14 protein-coding genes are annotated in these 17,719 nt (G+C 71.7%); 5 read left to right on the plus strand and 9 right to left on the minus strand.

The annotated features are described in order from the left end of the window. Positions 1–47 precede the first annotated feature (47 nt). Positions 48–1,436 (minus strand): LCP family protein, encoded by a 1,389-nt coding sequence (locus ACIBJC_RS15395; RefSeq protein ID WP_399292373.1) that lies wholly within the window; start codon positions 1,434–1,436, stop codon positions 48–50. A gap of 309 nt (positions 1,437–1,745) precedes the next feature. Here ACIBJC_RS15395 and ACIBJC_RS15400 point away from each other — a divergent pair, with 309 nt between their 5' ends. Beyond that, positions 1,746–2,807, plus strand: a complete 1,062-nt coding sequence (locus tag ACIBJC_RS15400) for a glycosyltransferase family 2 protein (RefSeq protein ID WP_399292265.1) — start codon at positions 1,746–1,748, stop codon at positions 2,805–2,807. Positions 2,808–2,903: 96 nt separating this feature from the next. On the opposite strand, the gene ACIBJC_RS15405 is transcribed toward ACIBJC_RS15400, so the two are convergent. The 4 genes from ACIBJC_RS15405 to ACIBJC_RS15420 all read right to left on the minus strand — a co-directional run bounded on the left by ACIBJC_RS15405 (position 2,904) and on the right by ACIBJC_RS15420 (position 9,208). After that, positions 2,904–4,748: an LCP family protein gene (locus tag ACIBJC_RS15405; protein ID WP_399292267.1), complete on the minus strand. Its 1,845-nt coding sequence runs from the start codon at positions 4,746–4,748 to the stop codon at positions 2,904–2,906. Between the two features lie 42 nt (positions 4,749–4,790). Next, the gene (locus ACIBJC_RS15410) at positions 4,791–6,572 is read right to left on the minus strand and encodes an LCP family protein (RefSeq protein WP_399292269.1); all 1,782 of its coding nucleotides are present in this window, start codon (positions 6,570–6,572) and stop codon (positions 4,791–4,793) included. 221 nt (positions 6,573–6,793) lie between these two features. Beyond that, positions 6,794–8,191, minus strand: coding sequence for an LCP family protein (locus ACIBJC_RS15415; protein ID WP_399292271.1), 1,398 nt, complete (start codon positions 8,189–8,191; stop codon positions 6,794–6,796). A 258-nt stretch (positions 8,192–8,449) separates the two neighbouring features. Then, positions 8,450–9,208: a TIGR03089 family protein gene (locus tag ACIBJC_RS15420; protein ID WP_399292273.1), complete on the minus strand. Its 759-nt coding sequence runs from the start codon at positions 9,206–9,208 to the stop codon at positions 8,450–8,452. Between the two features lie 127 nt (positions 9,209–9,335). Here ACIBJC_RS15420 and ACIBJC_RS15425 point away from each other — a divergent pair, with 127 nt between their 5' ends. The 3 genes from ACIBJC_RS15425 to ACIBJC_RS15435 all read left to right on the plus strand — a co-directional run bounded on the left by ACIBJC_RS15425 (position 9,336) and on the right by ACIBJC_RS15435 (position 13,106). Next, a complete protein-coding gene (locus tag ACIBJC_RS15425) occupies positions 9,336–10,808 on the plus strand; it encodes a peptidoglycan recognition protein (protein ID WP_399292275.1) in 1,473 nt (490 codons plus the stop codon). 110 nt (positions 10,809–10,918) lie between these two features. After that, complete coding sequence (locus ACIBJC_RS15430) at positions 10,919–12,001, plus strand: sugar phosphate nucleotidyltransferase (protein WP_399292276.1); 1,083 nt, start codon at positions 10,919–10,921, stop codon at positions 11,999–12,001. Positions 12,002–12,086: 85 nt separating this feature from the next. Beyond that, complete coding sequence (locus tag ACIBJC_RS15435; protein ID WP_399292278.1) at positions 12,087–13,106, plus strand: DNA-3-methyladenine glycosylase family protein; 1,020 nt, start codon at positions 12,087–12,089, stop codon at positions 13,104–13,106. On the opposite strand, the gene ACIBJC_RS15440 is transcribed toward ACIBJC_RS15435, so the two are convergent. From ACIBJC_RS15440 to ACIBJC_RS15455, 4 genes are all read right to left on the minus strand, one after another. Then, complete coding sequence (locus tag ACIBJC_RS15440; protein ID WP_399292280.1) at positions 13,103–13,576, minus strand: hypothetical protein; 474 nt, start codon at positions 13,574–13,576, stop codon at positions 13,103–13,105. The two genes, ACIBJC_RS15435 and ACIBJC_RS15440, sit on opposite strands and share 4 nt — an antisense overlap. Positions 13,577–13,585: 9 nt before the next feature. After that, positions 13,586–14,953: a coenzyme F420-0:L-glutamate ligase gene (locus tag ACIBJC_RS15445; protein ID WP_399292282.1), complete on the minus strand. Its 1,368-nt coding sequence runs from the start codon at positions 14,951–14,953 to the stop codon at positions 13,586–13,588. Continuing rightward, on the minus strand, positions 14,950–15,906 hold the full coding sequence (cofD, locus tag ACIBJC_RS15450; RefSeq protein WP_329823530.1) for a 2-phospho-L-lactate transferase: 957 nt from the start codon (positions 15,904–15,906) through the stop codon (positions 14,950–14,952). The genes ACIBJC_RS15445 and cofD overlap by 4 nt, the downstream gene beginning before the upstream one ends. Positions 15,907–16,023: 117 nt before the next feature. Further along, the gene (locus tag ACIBJC_RS15455) at positions 16,024–16,524 is read right to left on the minus strand and encodes a cysteine dioxygenase (protein ID WP_399292284.1); all 501 of its coding nucleotides are present in this window, start codon (positions 16,522–16,524) and stop codon (positions 16,024–16,026) included. Positions 16,525–17,179: 655 nt separating this feature from the next. Between ACIBJC_RS15455 and ACIBJC_RS15460 the strand changes: the two genes are divergently transcribed. Next, positions 17,180–17,443 carry a WhiB family transcriptional regulator gene (locus tag ACIBJC_RS15460; protein WP_030742398.1) on the plus strand — a complete coding sequence of 88 codons (264 nt, stop codon included), beginning with the start codon at positions 17,180–17,182 and terminating at the stop codon, positions 17,441–17,443. The last annotated feature ends 276 nt before the right edge of the window (positions 17,444–17,719 follow it).

Here is a 17,719-nt window from a genome sequence, read left to right on the forward strand (position 1 = left end):
TTGACCTCGGGACGGCCGGGCGGACGGTCGGCCGGGCGGGGCATCGGTTACGGGCAGACCGCCTGGTCGCCGGTGGTCGCGTCGAACTCGCCCTTCGGGTTCTCCTCCGCCCGTACCGGAGTCACCGCCTTGTAGTCCGTCCCCGCCATCACCTTCAGCGTCGCGCCCTGCTGCTTCACCGCCCGCAGCTCGCTGCCCGGCAGCGCCGCCGCCAGGGACTTCGCCGAGCGGTCCCAGCGTGGGTCGTACATCACCACCGTCCGCCGGACGTCGTCGCCGTCCGAGGTGAGCGGCGAGCCGGTCGTACGGAATCCGGTGGCGTGCAGCGCGTCGTCGACCCGCTTGCCCAGACCGTCGGCCGGCGTCCCGTTGTAGACCTGTACGCGGATGTCCCGCGGGCTCACCTCGACGACCGTGGCCTTCCCGCCGGACGGGGAACCGGAGCCCGTCCCGCGCGGCGGTGCCAGCGGCTCGTCCTCGCGCAGCGCCTGGAAGAGCCGCTTCGACTTCACCGGGTCCCACTTCACCGTCGCGCCGACGCCCTTCACCGGGACCGAGGCACCGCCACCGGCCAGCGGTACGGACGTGAACTCCGACGAGGAGGGCGAGAAGCCGCGCATCGCCTCGTTGACGGCGAGCATCTGCTCGGCGCCGAACCCGGCGTCGGCCCTGACCGAGCCGAGGACCGTCGAGGTGACCTCCTTGAACCGCGCCGGGTTCAGCAGCACACCGCTGCTGGTCGCCCGGCCGATCAGGGCGGCGACGAAGCGCTGCTGGCGCTGCATCCTGCCGAGGTCCGCCGCGCCGTCGACATGGCGGGAGCGTACGTACTGAAGGGCCTCGCCGCCGTTCATCCGGTGCGTGCCGGGCGCCAGATCGAGCCCGGTGTACGTGTCCTTCATCGGCCGGGTCGTGCAGATGTCCACGCCCTCCAGCGCGTCCACCGTCTTCATGAAGCTCGTGAAGTCGACCTCCAGGTAGTGGCTGATCTTCACGCCCGTCAGGTGCTCGACGGTACGGACGGTCAGACCCGGCCCGCCCTCCGCGTACGCCGCGTTCAGCTTGACCGGGTGCGGGGCGTGGTGCTTGCCCGTGGTGCCGTCGGTGTGCTCGGGCAGCTCGGCGAAGCTGTCGCGGGGGAGGCTCACCACGCTGGCGCGCCGCCCGTCGGCCGAGAGATGGACCAGCATGATCGTGTCGGTGCAGTGGCAGGGCGCGCCGCCGAGGCGGTACTTCTGCCGCTCCTCCTCCGTGATCTTGTCGCGGCCGTCGGTGCCGACGAGCAGCAGGTTCAGCCCGCGGCCCGCACCCGGCCGGTTCTTCATGTCCTTGAACGGGTCGATCCGGCCGATCCCGGTGTCCAGGCTGGTCATCACGGCGTGGCCGATCCCGCCCGCCCCCAGGACCAGGACGGAGAGCGCCGTCGCCATCCGCATCCCCCAGCGGGGCCGCCCGTCCTTCTTTCCCCCGCCCTTCCTCCGCCCGTTCTCCTTCCGGGCGTCCGGACGACGGCGTACGTCCGGACGGCGGGTGGTGCGGGGCGGCGTGGGCACGGGAGACACCTCCGCGGTGAACAAGGCGGGCACGGGCGGGCACTGGCGAGCACGGTGGGAGCGGACCGTGAGCACGGTAAGCCCATACGATCAGCGACGCCGGTCCGCAACCGGACGGCGCGCTTCGCTGTCCCCCGTTCGCGGTAACGTGGGCGGCCATACCGCCGTAGCCCGAAGGCCCCGAAGGACCCCATGCCTGCCCTGCCTCCCGCAGTCTCCGTGATCATGCCGGTGCTCAACGAGGAACGTCATCTGAGGAACTCCGTCCGGCACATCCTGGAGCAGGAGTACGAGGGCGAGATGGAGGTGGTCATCGCCCTGGGCCCCTCCACGGACCGTACGGACGAGATCGCCGCGGAGCTGGTGCGGGAGACCGCGTCCCACACGCGCGCCCAGGTGCGGACCGTGCCCAACCCGACGGGCCGCACCCCCGCCGCGCTCAACGCCGCGATCAAGGCGTCCAAGCACCCCGTCGTCGTACGGGTCGACGGCCACGGCATGCTCTCGCCGAACTACATCGCGACCGCCGTCAGGCTGCTGGAGGAGACCGGCGCCCAGAACGTCGGCGGCATCATGCACGCCGAGGGCGAGAACGACTGGGAGAACGCGGTCGCCGCCGCCATGACCTCGAAGATCGGCGTCGGTAACGCGGCCTTCCACACCGGCGGCGCGGCCGGCCCCGCCGAAACCGTGTATCTGGGTGTCTTCCGGCGCGAGGCGCTGGAGCGGCTCGGCGGCTACAACGAGGAGTTCATCCGCGCCCAGGACTGGGAGCTGAACTTCCGGATCCGCGAGTCCGGCGGCGCGATCTGGTTCTCCCCGGAGCTGCGCGTCCAGTACCGGCCGCGCCCCTCGGTGCGCGCGCTCTCCAAGCAGTACAAGGAATACGGCCGCTGGCGCCATGTCGTCGCCCGCTACCACTCCGGCTCGATCAACCTCCGCTACCTCGCCCCGCCGACAGCCGTCTGCGCCATCGCCGCGGGCTTCGTCGTCGGCGCGCTGCTCACGCCGTGGGGCCTGGTCGTGCCGGGCGGCTACCTCGCCGCGATCGTGGCCGGCTCCGTACCGGCCGGCAGGGGAATGGCGCCGAAGGCGCGGCTCCGGATCCCGGTGGCGCTGGCCACCATGCACATGTCGTGGGGGTACGGCTTCCTCACCAGCCCGAAGGCGCTGGCGAAGAAGGTCATCGCGAGCCGCCGCCCGGCGGCACGGCCGGCCGAGGCCCCGGGGGCCGGAGTCGAGGCCGACGCGTAGCCGCCCGCCCCCGTACGAGCCCAGGACGCCCCCCGTGCGCGGGCACGGGGGGCGTCCTGGGCTCGTACACACCTGTACGGCGATCCCGTACGGGGATCAGAAGCGGTACGGCGCGTACACGTCCATGCACGCGTCCTTCTCCGAGCCGTTGAGGGCGTCCGCCGTGTCCGGGACCCCGCCCGCCTCCGGCTTGCTCTCCTTCGGGAAGGACGCGCCGTCGCGCCAGTCGGCGCCCACGTCCACCGTGACGCCCGAGACGTCCGTGGACCGCTTCACCGAACTCGTCGGAATCCCGAGGGCCTTGGCGACCGCCTGCGCGTTCCCCTCCAGATCCGCGCTCGGGTAGCTGACCGTGGTCTTCTCCTGCGGCGTGAGCCGCGCGTCCGCCTTGGCCAGCGTGTAGCCCTTGGCCACCAGGGCCTGGGTGACGTCGGCGGCGCGGCCCTTCACCGGGGTCTGCTCGCCGCCGGTGCCGTTGCGGACGATCACACCGGTCTCGGCGGGCGGTGTGGTCGCCTCCTTGACGGTGTTCTCCTCGGCCTTCTTCCGCTTGGCCGCGGCCTCGGCCGCCGCCTTCTCCTCGGCCGTGTCGCCGTTGCTGTCGAAGGCCACGTCGTCGCGGACCATCGTCCACAGGTCGTCCGCGTCGCCGTCGGCGACGAGATGGTTCGGGTCCTGGGGGTCGACCACGGTCGGCATCGTCGTCATGGTGAGCCGGTTCGTCGGCACGCTCTTGAGCTGCATGGCGAGGTCGAAGAGCTTCTTGACCGTACCGATCTCCTCGGACACCTCCAGCGACTTCGTGGCCGCCTCGGCCAGACCGGTCAGCCGGGGGGTGTCGGTGAAGACGTTCTGCGACTTCAGCTCGCGGATCATCGCGTTCATGTACATGTGCTGGGCCTTGGCCCGGCCGAGGTCGCTCTCGAAGGCGTGCCGGGTGCGCAGCCACTGAAGCGCCTGCTGACCCTGGATCCGGTGCGTGCCCGCCGTGAGCTTGAGCCCGGAGCCGCCGGGCACACCGGGCAGCGGCCGGTCCCAGACGTTGTTCTTGACGCAGACCCCGACGCCGCCGATGGCGTCGGCCATCTTCACCACACCGGAGAAGTCGATCGTCATCCAGTGGTCGATGTAGACGCCGGTCATCTTCTCCCAGGTGGCGAGGGTGCAACCGGGGCCGCCGCGCGCCAGCGTCTCGTTGATGATCGTGTTCGTCGCGGGGTGGACCGTGCCGGTCTCCGCGTCCTTGCACTCGGGTATGTCGACCCGGGTGTCCCGGGGGATGCTCACGACCGAGGCGTTCTTCCGGTCGGCGGAGACATGGACGAGCATCTGGACGTCCGCGAGGGGCGGGCTCCCCACGGAGCCCTTGCTCCCGCCGAGCTTGACGTTCTCCGGCTTGTTACGGCTGTCGGAGCCGAGCAGCAGGATGTTCAGCGGGCGCTGGCCGGCCGCGTTGGCCCCGGGCTTGTCCAGGCCGTCGGCGCCGCTGCTGCGCTCGCCGCTGCGGATGTTGCCGTTGAGGTGGCGGTAGTACAGGTAACCGGCGCCGGCCGTCCCGAGTATGAGGAGCGAGAGGACGGCGGTGGCCCAGCGCAGTATGCGGCGGCCCAGAGGCCGGCGGCCCTCGGCGCCCGTCGCGGCCTTCCCCGTCTTTCCGGCCTTCCCCGTCTTTCCGGCCTTCCCAGGACTCCCGGGCTTCCGAGGATTCCCGGGTCCCCCGGCCTTTCCGGGCTTCCCCGGATTCGCGGGTTCCCCGTTCCCGGCGCCCTCGACGCCGGGAACGCCGACACCGCCGGGACCGCCGGAAACACCGCCGGGACCGCCGGCCGCGCCGGAAACACCGCCCTCGCCGCCGTCGTACAGGCTGTCGTCCCAGCCCAGTTCCCCGGCGCGCGGGCCGCGTTCGCGCGCCCCGTCCCGCCGTACACCGCTCGTACCCACCGGATCCCCCTCAGGCCGGCCGTACGAGCCGGTGCCCACATGTCACTTGGAGCAGACCTGCTTGTCCGCTTCCACCTTCTGCACACCCTCCGGCGCCTTCGCCGATCCGGTGATGGGCACACCCGCGCCCTTGAAGTCGGCCCCGAGCGTCAGCGTCATCGCCTCAAGCCCCACGGCGTCCTCCGTGCCCGGCTTCAGGGCGGCGGCGGGCAGCCCCATCATCGCCGCGAGGGCGCGCGCCTGGTCCGCCTGGTTGGGCGCGTACTCCAGCGTCGTCTTCGACACGTTCGCCGGGGCGTTGCCCTTGTTGGAGGACTTCAGCACGCCCTCGGTGTTCTGGAGCCAGTTGAGCGTCTCCTGCGCCGAACCCTGCGGGCCGCCGCCGTTGAAGACGTCGACCCGTACGTCGGCCGGATCGGCCTTGTCGCCCTTCAGCAGCGCTTCCTGCTTGCTCGCGGCGGCCTTCTTGTCCGCCTTCTCCTTCGCCTCCACCTCGGTCAGCGAGACATCGTTCTGCATCATCGTGAACAGCGGATTGGCCCGGGCCTCGTCGACCACGACGGTGGCCTTGACGACCTCCGCCGGGTTGTCGAGCACCGGCAGCGTGGTGAAGGTGATGTTCTTGGCCGGGACCTTGGCCAGCTCCTGGGCGAGGTCGCTCAGCTTGTTGATGCTGCCGATGCCGGTGTCCACCGTCAGCGCGTCGGTGGCCGCCTCCGCCAGCTTGAACAGCTTGCTGGGACTGGTCAGCGTGTCGCCGGACTTCATCGTCCGGATCATCGAGCTGAGGAACTGCTGCTGCGTCTGGATCCGGGTGAGGTCGCTCTCGTCGCCGAACGCGTGGCGCGTACGGACGAAGGCGAGCGCCTGCTCCCCGTCGATGACCGTCTTGCCCTTGTCCAGCTTGAGGTGGGACTTCGGGTCGTCGATGTCCTTCTCGACACAGACCTCGACCCCGCCGACCGCGGTGGACAGCGTCTTGACCGCGTTGAAGTCGGCCATCATGAAGTGGTCGACGGTGACGCCGGTCAACTCCTTGACCGTACGCATCGTGCAGCCGGGGTCCCGGTCGTCCTGGCCGAGGCTCGTGTTGAAACGGACCTGCTGCGTCCCGGGGATCACCGTGGTGCCGGACTCCGTCTTGGTCTCGCAGTCGGGGACGTCGGTGATCAGGTCGCGCGGGATGGAGAGCACCGTCGCGTTCGAACGGTCCTTGGAGACATGGAAGAGCAGGGTGGTGTCGGCGTGGCCGACACTGCCCTTGTCCCCGTATCCCTCGTTGCCCGCACCGGTCCGCTTGTCCGTGCCGATCACCAGGATGTTGACGGCCTGGTCCTTCTTGAAGCCGCCGCTGCCCGCGCCCTCGACATCGATCGTGGCGATGTTGCCGTTGAAGTGCTGGTACGCGGCGTACGCGGCGATGGAGCCGCCGACGAGGACGAAACCCATCACCCCGCCGGTCCAGACCAGCGCCCGCTTCTTGCCCGCCTTCTTGGGCTTGCGCTTGCGTCGGCCCGGCGCGGTGTCGGCCGCCGCTCCCTTGCCCGCGCGACGGCTGCGCTGCCCGGGGACCTCAGCGCGCTGCGCCCCGTTCCCGCCGCCCCGGCTCCGGCCGCCCGACCGGGGGCCGGGGGGAGTGGCGGCGCCGTCCTCGGCGGCCGCTGTTCTCCTTCTGCCGCCGGTGGGGGCGGTGCGTGACGGGGCGGTCGGCGACTGCCCTTCGGAGTGGTCCAGTCGCAGCTCGTAGTTACCGGTCTGCGGGTTGAGGACCCACTGGTCGGCGGGGTCGATATTGTCCGCCTGTCCACGGCTTTGCGCATCCACGGTTGCTTGAATCCTCCGTCGGTGCCACGCGAGTCGTCTTCCCCGGAAGACGCTCGGTTTTCGATCCAGCAGTGCGCGACCATGCGGCCGGATGCACCGGATCGCGTCACACTATCCGCCTAGTTCAACGTCAAGCGACGTCCGTGACAAATTCCTCACCCCTTACAAGCGGGCAATCTGCCCAATCTCCATGGAGTGTGCGCTTCTCCTTGCCCATTGCTTTACCCGCACATGCCCGCCTCGGCATTGGAGCCGGTGAAAGTGGGCTCCGAAGTCGCACGCGGAGCGGACGACCCGGTGTCCGGCTCCGCGTCCGATGCGGAGCCTGACGAGGAGCCCGACGAGGAGCCCGCCGGGGTGTCCGACGGTGAGGCGGTCGTGGCGATCTCGACGGGTTCGTCGTCGCGCAGCCGCTCGAAGAGCTTCTTCGCACTGGACTCGACGAGTTCGTCGCGATTGGGGTCCAGGGTGTACGGCTGCCGGGGCACGGTCAGGAACTGGACCTTCTCCGTCGGCACGCCCCGCATCGAGCTCGCCAGGTCGTACAGGTCGCCCAGGCTGTTCAGCCCCGCGTCGGTGGTGATGGACTTCGTCACCGCGTCCAGCACCGGATAGAGCCGCGTCGGATTGAGCAGCACCCCGTTGCTCTGCACCTTCTTGAACAGGGCACCGAGGAAACGCTGCTGCCGGTCCATGCGCTGGGTGTCGCTGCCGTCGCCGATGCCGTGCCGCGCCCGTACGTACCCCAGCGCCTGCTCGCCGGTGAGCTTCTGGCGGCCTTCGGGGAGCTTGAGATGCGCCTGCTCGTCGTCGACCGGCTCCTTCAGACAGACCTCGACGCCGTCGACCGCGTTCACGGTGTCCTCGAAGCCACTGAAGTCGATCACGATGTGGTGGTCGACGCGGACGCCGGTGAGCTTCTCGATCGTACGGATGGTGCACGCGGCGCCGCCGAACTGGAAAGCCCAGTTGAACTGCGCGAACCGCTCCCGCGTGCGGCTGCCGTCCGAGGAGCGGCAGCCGGGGATGTCGACCATCAGGTCGCGCGGTACGGACATGGCCGTCGCGCTCTCCCGGTCGGCCGCGAGATGCAGCAGGATCGCGGTGTCGGAGCGTTGTGAACCGCCGTCGTCCCGCCCGTACTTGCCGTTGCCCTTGCCGGCCCGGCTGTCCGAGCCGATCAGCAGGATGTTCTGCGCGTCCAGGGCGACCGGGGTGGGGCGTTCCTTCTCGTACGTGCGGAGTTCGGCGGCGGCGGAGGTGTCGGTGGTGATGTTCCGGTCGAGCTTCCGGTACGCCCACCAGCCCGCGCCGGAGGCGCCGAGCACGAGGACGGAGGTCCCGGCCGCGACCCAGCGCAGCCAGCGGCGCTTGCGACGGGGCGGTGCGGCGGCCTCGGCGGTGTCTTCCGCAGCGTCCTTCGCGGTGTCCTCGGCGGTGTCCTTCGCGGTGTCTTTCGCGTCGCCTTCCGCGCTGTCGGCAGTGCTGTTGGCAGTGCTGTCGGTACGGAGTGCGGTGCCCGCCTCGGTCTCCTCGGGGTCCTCCGGAGCGGTGGAATCCGTGGACCTCTCCTCCGGTTCGGGCGGCGTGCCAGCACTTTCGGTCACGTCTTCGTCCATCCTTCAAGGCGTCGGCGACGCACACAGGCCGCCGGTCGCTGTCGTAGACGGGCGAGCACCACGCTTGGTTGTGCTGTGCGTTGCACGTTTCGCCGATCATGTGCTGCGGTTTGGTCACGGCGCCGGAAGCGGTGTCCGGAGCGGTGTCCGCTGTGCACCTGACAGGCGGTTTCCGCCCTACCGCGCAGTCATTGCACAGTCATTGCGCAGTCATGACGAAGGCGTGGCGAAGCCGTCCTCGACGGAGGACGAGGCGCGTCACACGACGCTGTCGGTCACCCGCTCACGGGCCACGCGCTCCGCGAGCGCCGGCGCCGGCAGCGTGTCGAGATGGCGGCACAGGACGACGGAGCCGCCCGCGGCGAGCGGCGCGAACAGACCCGCCGACAGCCCCTCCCAGCTCTCGTACCCGAGCCCCGACAGCAGCCGCGAGCCGGGCCCGAGCCCGCGCTCCCTCGCGTCCGCGCGCGCCCGCGCGACCAGCGCGGCCGAGGTCAGCTCCGTACCGCCGACGCGGAGCGCGGGCGCTTCCGGGTCCACCGGGGCGTACGGCGCGAAGCGGTCGCCCTGGCCCGGCACCTCCACGGCGTAGTCGGCGAAGCCCTCCGGAGGCTGCGGGAACCGGCCGCCGAGCGGGCGCAGCGCGAGCGCCATCCGCTCGCCGGTGCAGGCGCGCGCCGCGGCGAGCGCGTCGGGGTCGGGGCCGCTGACCACGAGGTCGGCCGCGGCCGGGTCGCCGCCGATCTCGACGGTCACACCGACCGAGGAGCAGGCGAGCAGCCAGACGGCGCTCTGCCAGTGCGCGGGGAGCAGCAGCGCCAGCCGGTCGCCGGGCTCCGCCGACAGGTCGCCCTGGAGCAGGTTGGCGGTCTTGGACACCCAATTGGCGAAGGTGGCCACGGACAATTCGACGCGTTCACCGGTGGCATCGTCGTAGAAGGTGACCAAGGGGCGGGCCGGGTCCGTGGTGAGAGCGGATCGCAGCAGGTCGGCGGGGGTACGGTCGCTGGCGTTCACCCGGGAAAGGGTACGCGGGCGGCCGACGCGGCTACCGCCGTACCGGTGACGGCGTACACCGGTTGGACCGACGGGCCGTCAGTTTCCCCGACGCGCGCGGCGGGCGGGACGCGCCGAGGATCGGCCCATGCGTGCCTACCTTGCAACCTCGATCGGCGTGGCGTGCACCGCCGTACTCGTTCTCCCGCTGTCGCTGCCGTCGGGCGCGCTCGCCGCGTCCCCGGCAGCCCCACCGTCCGGTCGCGACGCCGGCCCCTGGACCGTCCCGCGGGCCCACCCCGACGCGGCGGCCGTGCCGGGCTCCACCGAGTCCGTACCGCTGCGGCCTCTCGGCTCGACCCGGGCGCCGGGCGCCGTCGCGGAACAGGGGGTGGTCGCGCGGGACGTACGGCCCTTCTCGCTGCTCGGCGTCGTCTGGGACAACGCCGACGACGAACTCCGCGGCACGGTCCAGGTCCGTACCCGCGCGGCGGGTACCCACGTCTGGTCCGACTGGCAGGACGTCGAGACGCACAACCAGGAGCACGGCGCCGACCTCGGGACGCAGGAGCGCGACTCCGGGACGGTACGCGGCTCGACCGCGCCCCTGTGGGTCGGCGGCTCGGACGGCGTGGAACTGCGCGTACGGGCCACCGAGGAGGAGGACGAGACAGGACCGGCCCGCTCGCTGCTGCCGCAGGGGCTGCGCCTGGAGCTGATCGACCCGGGCGAGGAGCCGGACCTCCAGTCGGAGACCCGGCCGGACGCCCCGTCGGACACTCAACAGGACACGCAGCAGGGCACAGAGTCCGGTACCCCGGCGAGCCTGGAGACGGGAACGTCCCCCGCGAGCGGCACCATGACCGGCGAGCCGGCGGGCGGCGCCACCATGTCCGCCGAGGACATGGCCAGTTCGGCCGCCAACGAAGGGCTCGCGGAGCTGGGCGCCGCCGAGATCCCCGCCCTGACCAAGGCGGCGGTCGAGGCGCAGGTGGCCGAGGCCGCCGCGAGGCCGTACGCCGCGCCGCGCCCGCGCATCATCACCCGCAAGGGGTGGGGCGCGAACGAGTCGCTGCGCGAGAAGCGGTTCGGCTACGCCAGCACGGTGAAGGCGGCGTTCGTGCACCACAGCGCGACCGGCAACAACTACACCTGCAAGCAGTCGCCCTCCGTCCTGCGCGGTATCTACCGCTACCACGTCAAGAGCAGCGGCTGGCGGGACATCGGCTACAACTTCGCCATCGACAAGTGCGGAAACATCTACGAGGGGCGCGCCGGAGGCGTGGCCAAGCCGGTGCTGGGCGCGCACACGCTCGGCTTCAACAGCAACACCACGGGCATCGCCGTCCTCGGGTCGTACGGCGGTACGAATCCGCCGTCGGCGGCCACCACCGCCGTCGCCAAGCTCACCGCGTGGAAGCTCGGACTGCACGGCAGGAACCCGCGGGCCAAGGTCACGCTGACCTCCGGGGGGAGCGGGAAGTACGGCAAGGGCAGGCGCGTCAGCCTGAACACCATTTCGGGTCACCGGGACGGGTTCAGCACCGACTGCCCGGGGAGTCGTCTCTACGGGAAGCTCGGCTCCGTACGCACGTCGGCGGCCAGGTACCAGGGCCGCTGACGCCGGGTCGGACGCCACCACTGGTCGGCTCTTCGTGCGTACGCCTGTATGTATGTGCGTATGTACGTATGCACGAGGAACCGGCCCCAGCAGGAAGCGGAGACGACACGGTGACTGAAGCGATCCTTCTGGTCGGCGGCAAGGGCACCCGGCTCAGGCCCCTGACGGCGCGCACCCCGAAGCCCATGGTCCCGGCGGCCGGCGTCCCGTTCCTCACGCACCAACTGGCGCGGGCGAAGGCGGCGGGCGTCGAGCATGTCGTCCTCGCCACGTCGTACCTCGCCGAGGTCTTCGAACCGTACTTCGGGGACGGCTCCTCCCTCGGGCTGAGCCTGGAGTACGTGACCGAGCGCGATCCGCTCGGCACGGGCGGCGCCCTGCGCAATGTGGCGTCACGGCTGCACTCGGGCCCCGACGAACCGGTGCTGATCTTCAACGGCGACATCCTGACCGGCCTCGACATCCGGGCCCTCGTCGCGACACACACGGCGTCGGGGGCGGACGTCTCGCTGCACCTCACCCGGGTCCCCGACCCGCGCGCCTTCGGTCTGGTGCCGACGGACGCGGACGGGCGGGTGACGGCGTTCCTGGAGAAGCCGCAGACGCCCGAGGAGATCGTCACCGACCAGATCAACGCGGGCGCGTACGTCTTCCGCCGCTCGGTGATCGACGCCATACCCGCGGGCCGGCCGGTCTCCGTGGAGCGGGAGACCTTCCCCGGCCTGCTGGCCGCCGGGGCCCATCTCCAGGGCATGGTCGACTCCACGTACTGGCTGGACCTGGGCACGCCCCAGGCGTTCGTACGCGGCTCCGCCGACCTCGTCCTCGGCCGCGCCCCGTCCCCGGCGGTGCCAGGACGCTGCGGCGACCGGCTGGTCCTGCCGACGGCCTCGGTGGCCGCCGACGCGAAGCTGACGGCCGGCACGGTGGTCGGCGAGGGCGCCAGCATCGGCGCGGGCGCACGCGTCACGGGGAGCGCGGTCCTGGACGGCGCGGTGGTGGAACCGGGCGCGGTGGTCACGGACTCGCTGATCGGCGCGGGCGCGCGGGTGGGGGCCCGCACGGTCCTGTCGGGGGTGGTCGTCGGGGACGGCGCGGTGGTGGGCGCCGACAACGAACTGCGCGAGGGCGTACGGGTGTGGTGCGACGCGGTCCTCCCGGCGGGGGCGGTGCGCTTCTCGTCCGACGCGTAGGGCGGGCCGCGAGGACCGGCGCGAAGAGAGGCTGTCCGCCCGGGGACTACCCTCGTGGGGACCCCGACCCCCGAGGACCCCACCCGTGGCAGGACGCTTCGCCCCCCGCCCCGAGCACACAGCGCGCCCCGAGCGCCCCGCGCGCACGCCGGGTGCCGTCGTGCCCGCCCCCACCCGCTCCCCGGAGGGACTGCGCCGCCGCTGGACGCCTCCGGAGGGCGGGTACGACCTCGGGCTCACCCTGGGACCGCTGCGGCGCGGCCCCGGCGATCCGACCTTCCGGGCCGAGCCGGGCGGCGCGGTGCGCCGGGCGAGCCGGACGCCCGCCGGGCCCGGCGCGCTGCGGCTCGTCGCGCGGGGCGGCGGCGTGGACGCCGAGGCGTGGGGGCCGGGCGCGCAGTGGCTGCTGGACCACCTCCCCGACCTGCTCGGCGGGTCCGACGAGCCGGACGCCTTCGTGCCGCGCCACCGGCTCCTCGTCGACGCCCTGCGGCGCAGGCCGGGGCTGCGGCTCTGCAGGACCGGGCTCGTGCTGGAGTCGCTGATCCCGTCCGTGCTGGAGCAGAAGGTCACCACCGTCGAGGCGTACCGCGCCTGGCGCCTGCTGGTCCGCGCGCACGGCGAGCCCGCGCCAGGACCGCCCCTCGCCTCCGGCGAGCCGCTGTACGTCATGCCGGACGCCAGGACGTGGGCGCTGATCCCCTCCTGGGAGTGGCACAGGGCAGGGGTCGACGCGAAGCGCTCCTCGACCGTTCTGCGCGCCGTACGGGTCGCCCGCCGACTGGAGGAGGCCGCGGCGATGGAGCCGGAACAGGCCGCGGCCAGGCTGGAGCTGATCCCCGGCATCGGCCCCTGGACCTCGTCGGAGGTGATCCAGCGGTCCAACGGCGCCCCGGACGCCGTCACCGTCGGCGACCTCCACCTGCCGGGCATCGTCGGCCACGCCCTGGCGGACGACCGGCACGCGGACGACGCGGCGATGCTGGAACTCCTGGCCCCGTACGCGGGTCAGCGCCACCGGGCGACCCGCCTGATCCTCCTCAGCGGCCGTACTCCGGCCCGCCGGGCGCCCCGTATGCCGGTCCGCGACATCGCCCGCCTCTAAGGCGCCTCCACAGGGTCCCGCCTGCCTGCTCCCGCCGCCCGCACGGCCACGGCGACGCCGAGGGCGGCCCCCACGAGAGCGGCGATGACCACGACGTTCACCCAGTCGGCGACGAGCTCGACCTGTGTGCCGTCGCCCCAGTGGCAGCGGGTGGACAGCGGAAGGTACCTCTCGACGATGGTGAGTTCGCCCCGAGGGCCCCCGTCGCCCAGGGAGGTGCCCACCGCCCGGAAACAGGCGGTGCCCGTGCCCCCGCTGTCCCAGCCGACGGAGAGCCCGGCCACATAGGCCGGGAGCCCCGCGCCGAGACTCAGCGCGGTCAGCTCCACCCCGCGCCAGGGACCGTCGGCGCTACGGGAGAAGAACCAGCGTCTGCTGACGAGCAGATGGACGACCTTGACCAGGAGCAGCCCGACGCCGAACGGCAGGGCGATGACCACCGCGTTGATCAGGACGCTGACGAAGTCCACGTTCAGCCTCTACCGCACCTCGATGAACGTCTCCGCCGACCGTCCAGGACGGTCCTTCGGCGGGGCCGCGGCGTGGCCCACCGCGACCGCGCCCATCGGGTCCCATGCCTCGGGCAGGTCCAGCACCTCCCGTACGACCTCGCGGCAGAACATCGTGGACGAGACCCACGCGGAGCCCAGCCGCTCGCCGGCCAGCGCGACCAGGAGGTTCTGGACGCCCGCGCCCATCGCCACCACGAACATCTCGCGCTCCGCGCCGTCCCGCCGGGCGTCGCCGTACGTGTGCGAGCCGTCCGCCACCAGGCAGGGCACCACCAGATACGGCGCCTTGCGCAGCACGTCACCGCGGCGGACTCGGCGGGCGATCGACTCCTCGGACTTGCCGTCACGGCGCAGGTCCGCGATCCACGCGTCGCGCATCGCGTCGAGGAGCCGCAGCCGTGCCGCGGGGGTCTCCAGGAGGACGAAGCGCCACGGCGTCGTGTGGTGCGGCGCCGGGGCCGTGATCGCCGCGGCGACCGCGCGGCGGACCGCGCCCGGGTCGACCGGCTCGTCGGTGAACTCGCGGACCGTACGGCGCTGGGTGACCGCTTCCCGTACCGCCTCCGAGGTGCCGAGCCGGAACATGTCGTCGGCGGCGACCCGCACGAGCGCGCGGGCGCCGGTGTCGGTGTCAGTGTCGGTGTTCGCGGTGCCCTCCGCGCTCTCCGCGCCGTCAGGGCCGGACGCGGTGGCCGGGGTCACCAGGTGTCCCAGTCCGCTCACCACCGCCACCGGCAGGTTCTCCGCCTTGCCCTTCACCAGGTCACCGGCCGCCGCAAGCTCGTCCGCGAGGGCCACGACCGTCGCGGACAGCGGATTGCCGTGCGCGTCCGTCCCGCCGCGCAGGTCCTCCAGGACCCGTACGCCCGCCGCCCCGATCGCCACATCGGTCAGTCCGTTGCGCCAGGGCCGTCCGAAGGTGTCCGTGACGATCACGCCGAGGTTCAGCCCGAGAGCGTCCCGCAGCCCGTCCCGTATCACCCGCGCGGAGGCGTCGGGGTCCTCGGGCAGCAGCAGGACCGTCCCGGGCGCGGTGTTGGAGGCGTCGACCCCGGCCGCCGCCATGACGAGCCCCTGCCGGTTCTCGACGATACGGAGCGGTCCGCGCCGCGCGACGACCCGTACCGTCTCCGCGTCGATCGCCGCCTCGCGGTCCGTCGCCTCGACGATCCGGCCCTCGGCCTTGGAGACGATCTTCGAGGTGACCAGCAGGATGTCGCCGTCGGCCAGCCCGGCACCGGCCGCCGCGATCAGCTTCGCGAGGTCGTCGCCGGGGCGCACCTCGGGCAGTCCCGGCAGCGCGCGGACGCCGTACCCGTCCTCACCAGGGCTCATGCCCGTACCTCCTCGGCCAGCGCCAGCGCCTCGCGCGCCATGGCGGCGGTGGTGTCCACGTCCGTCATCATCAGCGGGACCGCCCGGCTGCGGATGCCCGCGCCCTCGATCGCCTCCACCGCGCCGGCGTCCACCGTGTCGACCAGCCAGCCGTCGAGCAGCCCGGAGCCGTAGTGCAGGGCGACGGCGGTCGCCGTCGACTCGACGCCGATCGCGGCGAGCACCTTGTCGGCCATCCCGCGCACCGGCGCGTCCCCGACGATGGGGGAGAGGCCGACGACGGGCACGCCCGCCTCGGCGATGGCCTCCCGTATGCCGGGCACGGCCAGGATCGTGCCGATGCTGACCACCGGGTTCGACGGCGGAAAGAGGATGACGTCGGCCGCGGCGATCGCCTCCAGCACGCCCGGCGCGGGCTTGGCCTGGTCGGCGCCGACGGGGACGATGGCCTGCGCGTCCACGGACGCCCGCAGCTTTACCCAGTACTCCTGGAAGTGCACGGCCTTCCGCTCGCCGTCCACATCGACCGCGACATGAGTCTCGACGCGGTCGTCGGTCATCGGCAGCAGCCGTACGCCCGGCTTCCAGCGGGCGCAGAGCGCCTCCGTGACGGCGCTGAGCGGATAGCCGGCGCCGAGCATCTGCGTACGGACGATGTGGGTGGCGAAGTCGCGGTCGCCGAGGCCGAACCAGCCGGGCCCCACGCCGTACGCCGCCAGCTCCTCCTTGATCAGGAACGTCTCGTCGGTACGTCCCCAGCCCTGTTCCTCATTGATGCCACCGCCGAGGGTGTACATCACGGTGTCGAGGTCCGGGCAGACCTTCAGCCCGAACAGATGGATGTCGTCGCCGGTGTTGCCGATCACCGTGACGTCCGCGTCGGGCGCGGCCTGCTTGAGGCCGCGCAGGAAACGGGCGCCGCCGATGCCGCCGGCCAGAACTACGATGCGCATGCGGAACAGTGTGTCAGCCGCAGGCTGCTCGTTGAGGGGTGGTGGCCGGGTGACGGGTGGGGCTGTCAGCCGCAGGCTGCTCGTTGAGGGGTGGTGGCCGGGTGACGGGTGGGCATGTCAGGCGGGTACGACATCCGTGGCCGCCGGGGCGCAGCGGGCCGAGTGCATCGGCATGTCGGTCAGCCCCGGGTAGTAGATGTGCAGGCTCACGGCCGGTTCGATCGCCGCGTTGACCACTTCGTGGACGTAACCGGGGGCGAAGACCCGCTGGGCGCCCGGTGCGAGCGTCCGGCTCCCGCTCTGCGAACGCTCCGTCAGTTCCCCGTCGAGCACCGTGAGTACGCCGGAGGAGCGGCCGTGGTCGTGTGACCCGCTGCCCTGTCCTGGCACCCAGGAGAGCAGCCAGACCTCGTAGCCGGGGCCGGTGCGCAGCCGGTGGTACCAGCGGCTGGTCGCGTCGTACTGGACGTGCGGGGCCCACTGGGCGCGGTCGGCCGCGAGGGTACGGGCGAGGCCGGCGAATTCGGCCACCGTGACCGGGTGCTCCCGGGCGGGGCGGAGAAGGTGCTGGACCTCCAGGAGGTCGCCGGCGATCTGGATGTCGCTGTCGCTGTTCATGGGGTGCTGTGGTTCCTCGGCAGAGAAAGGACGTGCGCTACCGGAAAAGGGAGGTGGGGGAGGTGCGGCCGGAGCCCGTGGGCTTCAACAGCCGGAACAGCTTGAGCAGCAACAGCGCGCCTGGACAGCACTGCGGAATCCACGGAGGTGGGTCGCGGGGTGCGTGCGGTGCGCTGGCATGAGACCTAAGGTCGCGAATCCTGTTCCGGATGTCAACTCAATGACCGATTTGGCGGCAATGTTTCACCTCATCCGGTTACTCCGTCCGGAGAAAGGTTTGTGCAGGTGGAGGTGCGGACACATGGGGCAGCGACCGTGCTCGTAAACACCTCGGCGCCCTCGTGATCAGACTGTGATCCGGATCGCTTCCGCGATCGGATCCGCAACAAGATCGGGGTGCGTGACGTCTCTCCTCCCAGGAGGGGGTCGGAGGTGGTGGATGCGGTGATGCGGGCAGGCCAGTGGCATGTGTCAGGTTTTTGGTGATTTGAACACTTTCCGCATAGCCTTGGTTCCGCAGAGTGAATACCGGGCCCAATAGCAGATCTCGGCTTGACCGGACCGGAGCACACACTTGTAATTTCACTCGTGTCGTTCGGCCGAACTCGACAGCGGCCATACCCACGGGGACGCAAAAGACAGACGAGGGGCGCACATGACCGAGCTGTTCCAGCAACTGCTGGTCGAGGACGCGGAAGAGGAACTCGGCTGGCAGGAGCGCGCCTTGTGCGCCCAGACCGATCCCGAGTCCTTCTTCCCCGAGAAGGGCGGTTCCACCCGCGAGGCCAAGAAGGTCTGCCTCGCCTGTGAAGTCCGTTCGGAATGCCTTGAGTACGCCCTCGCCAACGACGAGAGATTCGGTATCTGGGGCGGGTTGTCCGAGCGCGAGCGGCGCCGTCTGAAGAAGGCCGCCATCTGAACGTCGTCCGGCGGGCCACGGGCCGCCACCGAGGAAGACGACCGCACGTTCCCTTACGTATATGGCACGGTCCGCAGTCTGCACCTCCCCGCAGACGGCGGACCGTTGTGTTTCCCGGCCCGCCCTTCCCCGGTTCGCGCCGCCGCGCCCTCGCATGCCCGCGCGCCTTTCCGCGCCCCCGCGCCCGTCCGTACCCCCGCGCGCTCCGGCCCCGGGACCCGGCGGAGCGTCAGGTGCTCCGCCGGGCACATCGAGCGCCGGGCGCCCGGCGCGTAT

The sequence above is a fragment of the Streptomyces sp. NPDC050509 genome (assembly GCF_044457965.1).
In the GTDB taxonomy this organism is placed as follows: domain Bacteria; phylum Actinomycetota; class Actinomycetes; order Streptomycetales; family Streptomycetaceae; genus Streptomyces.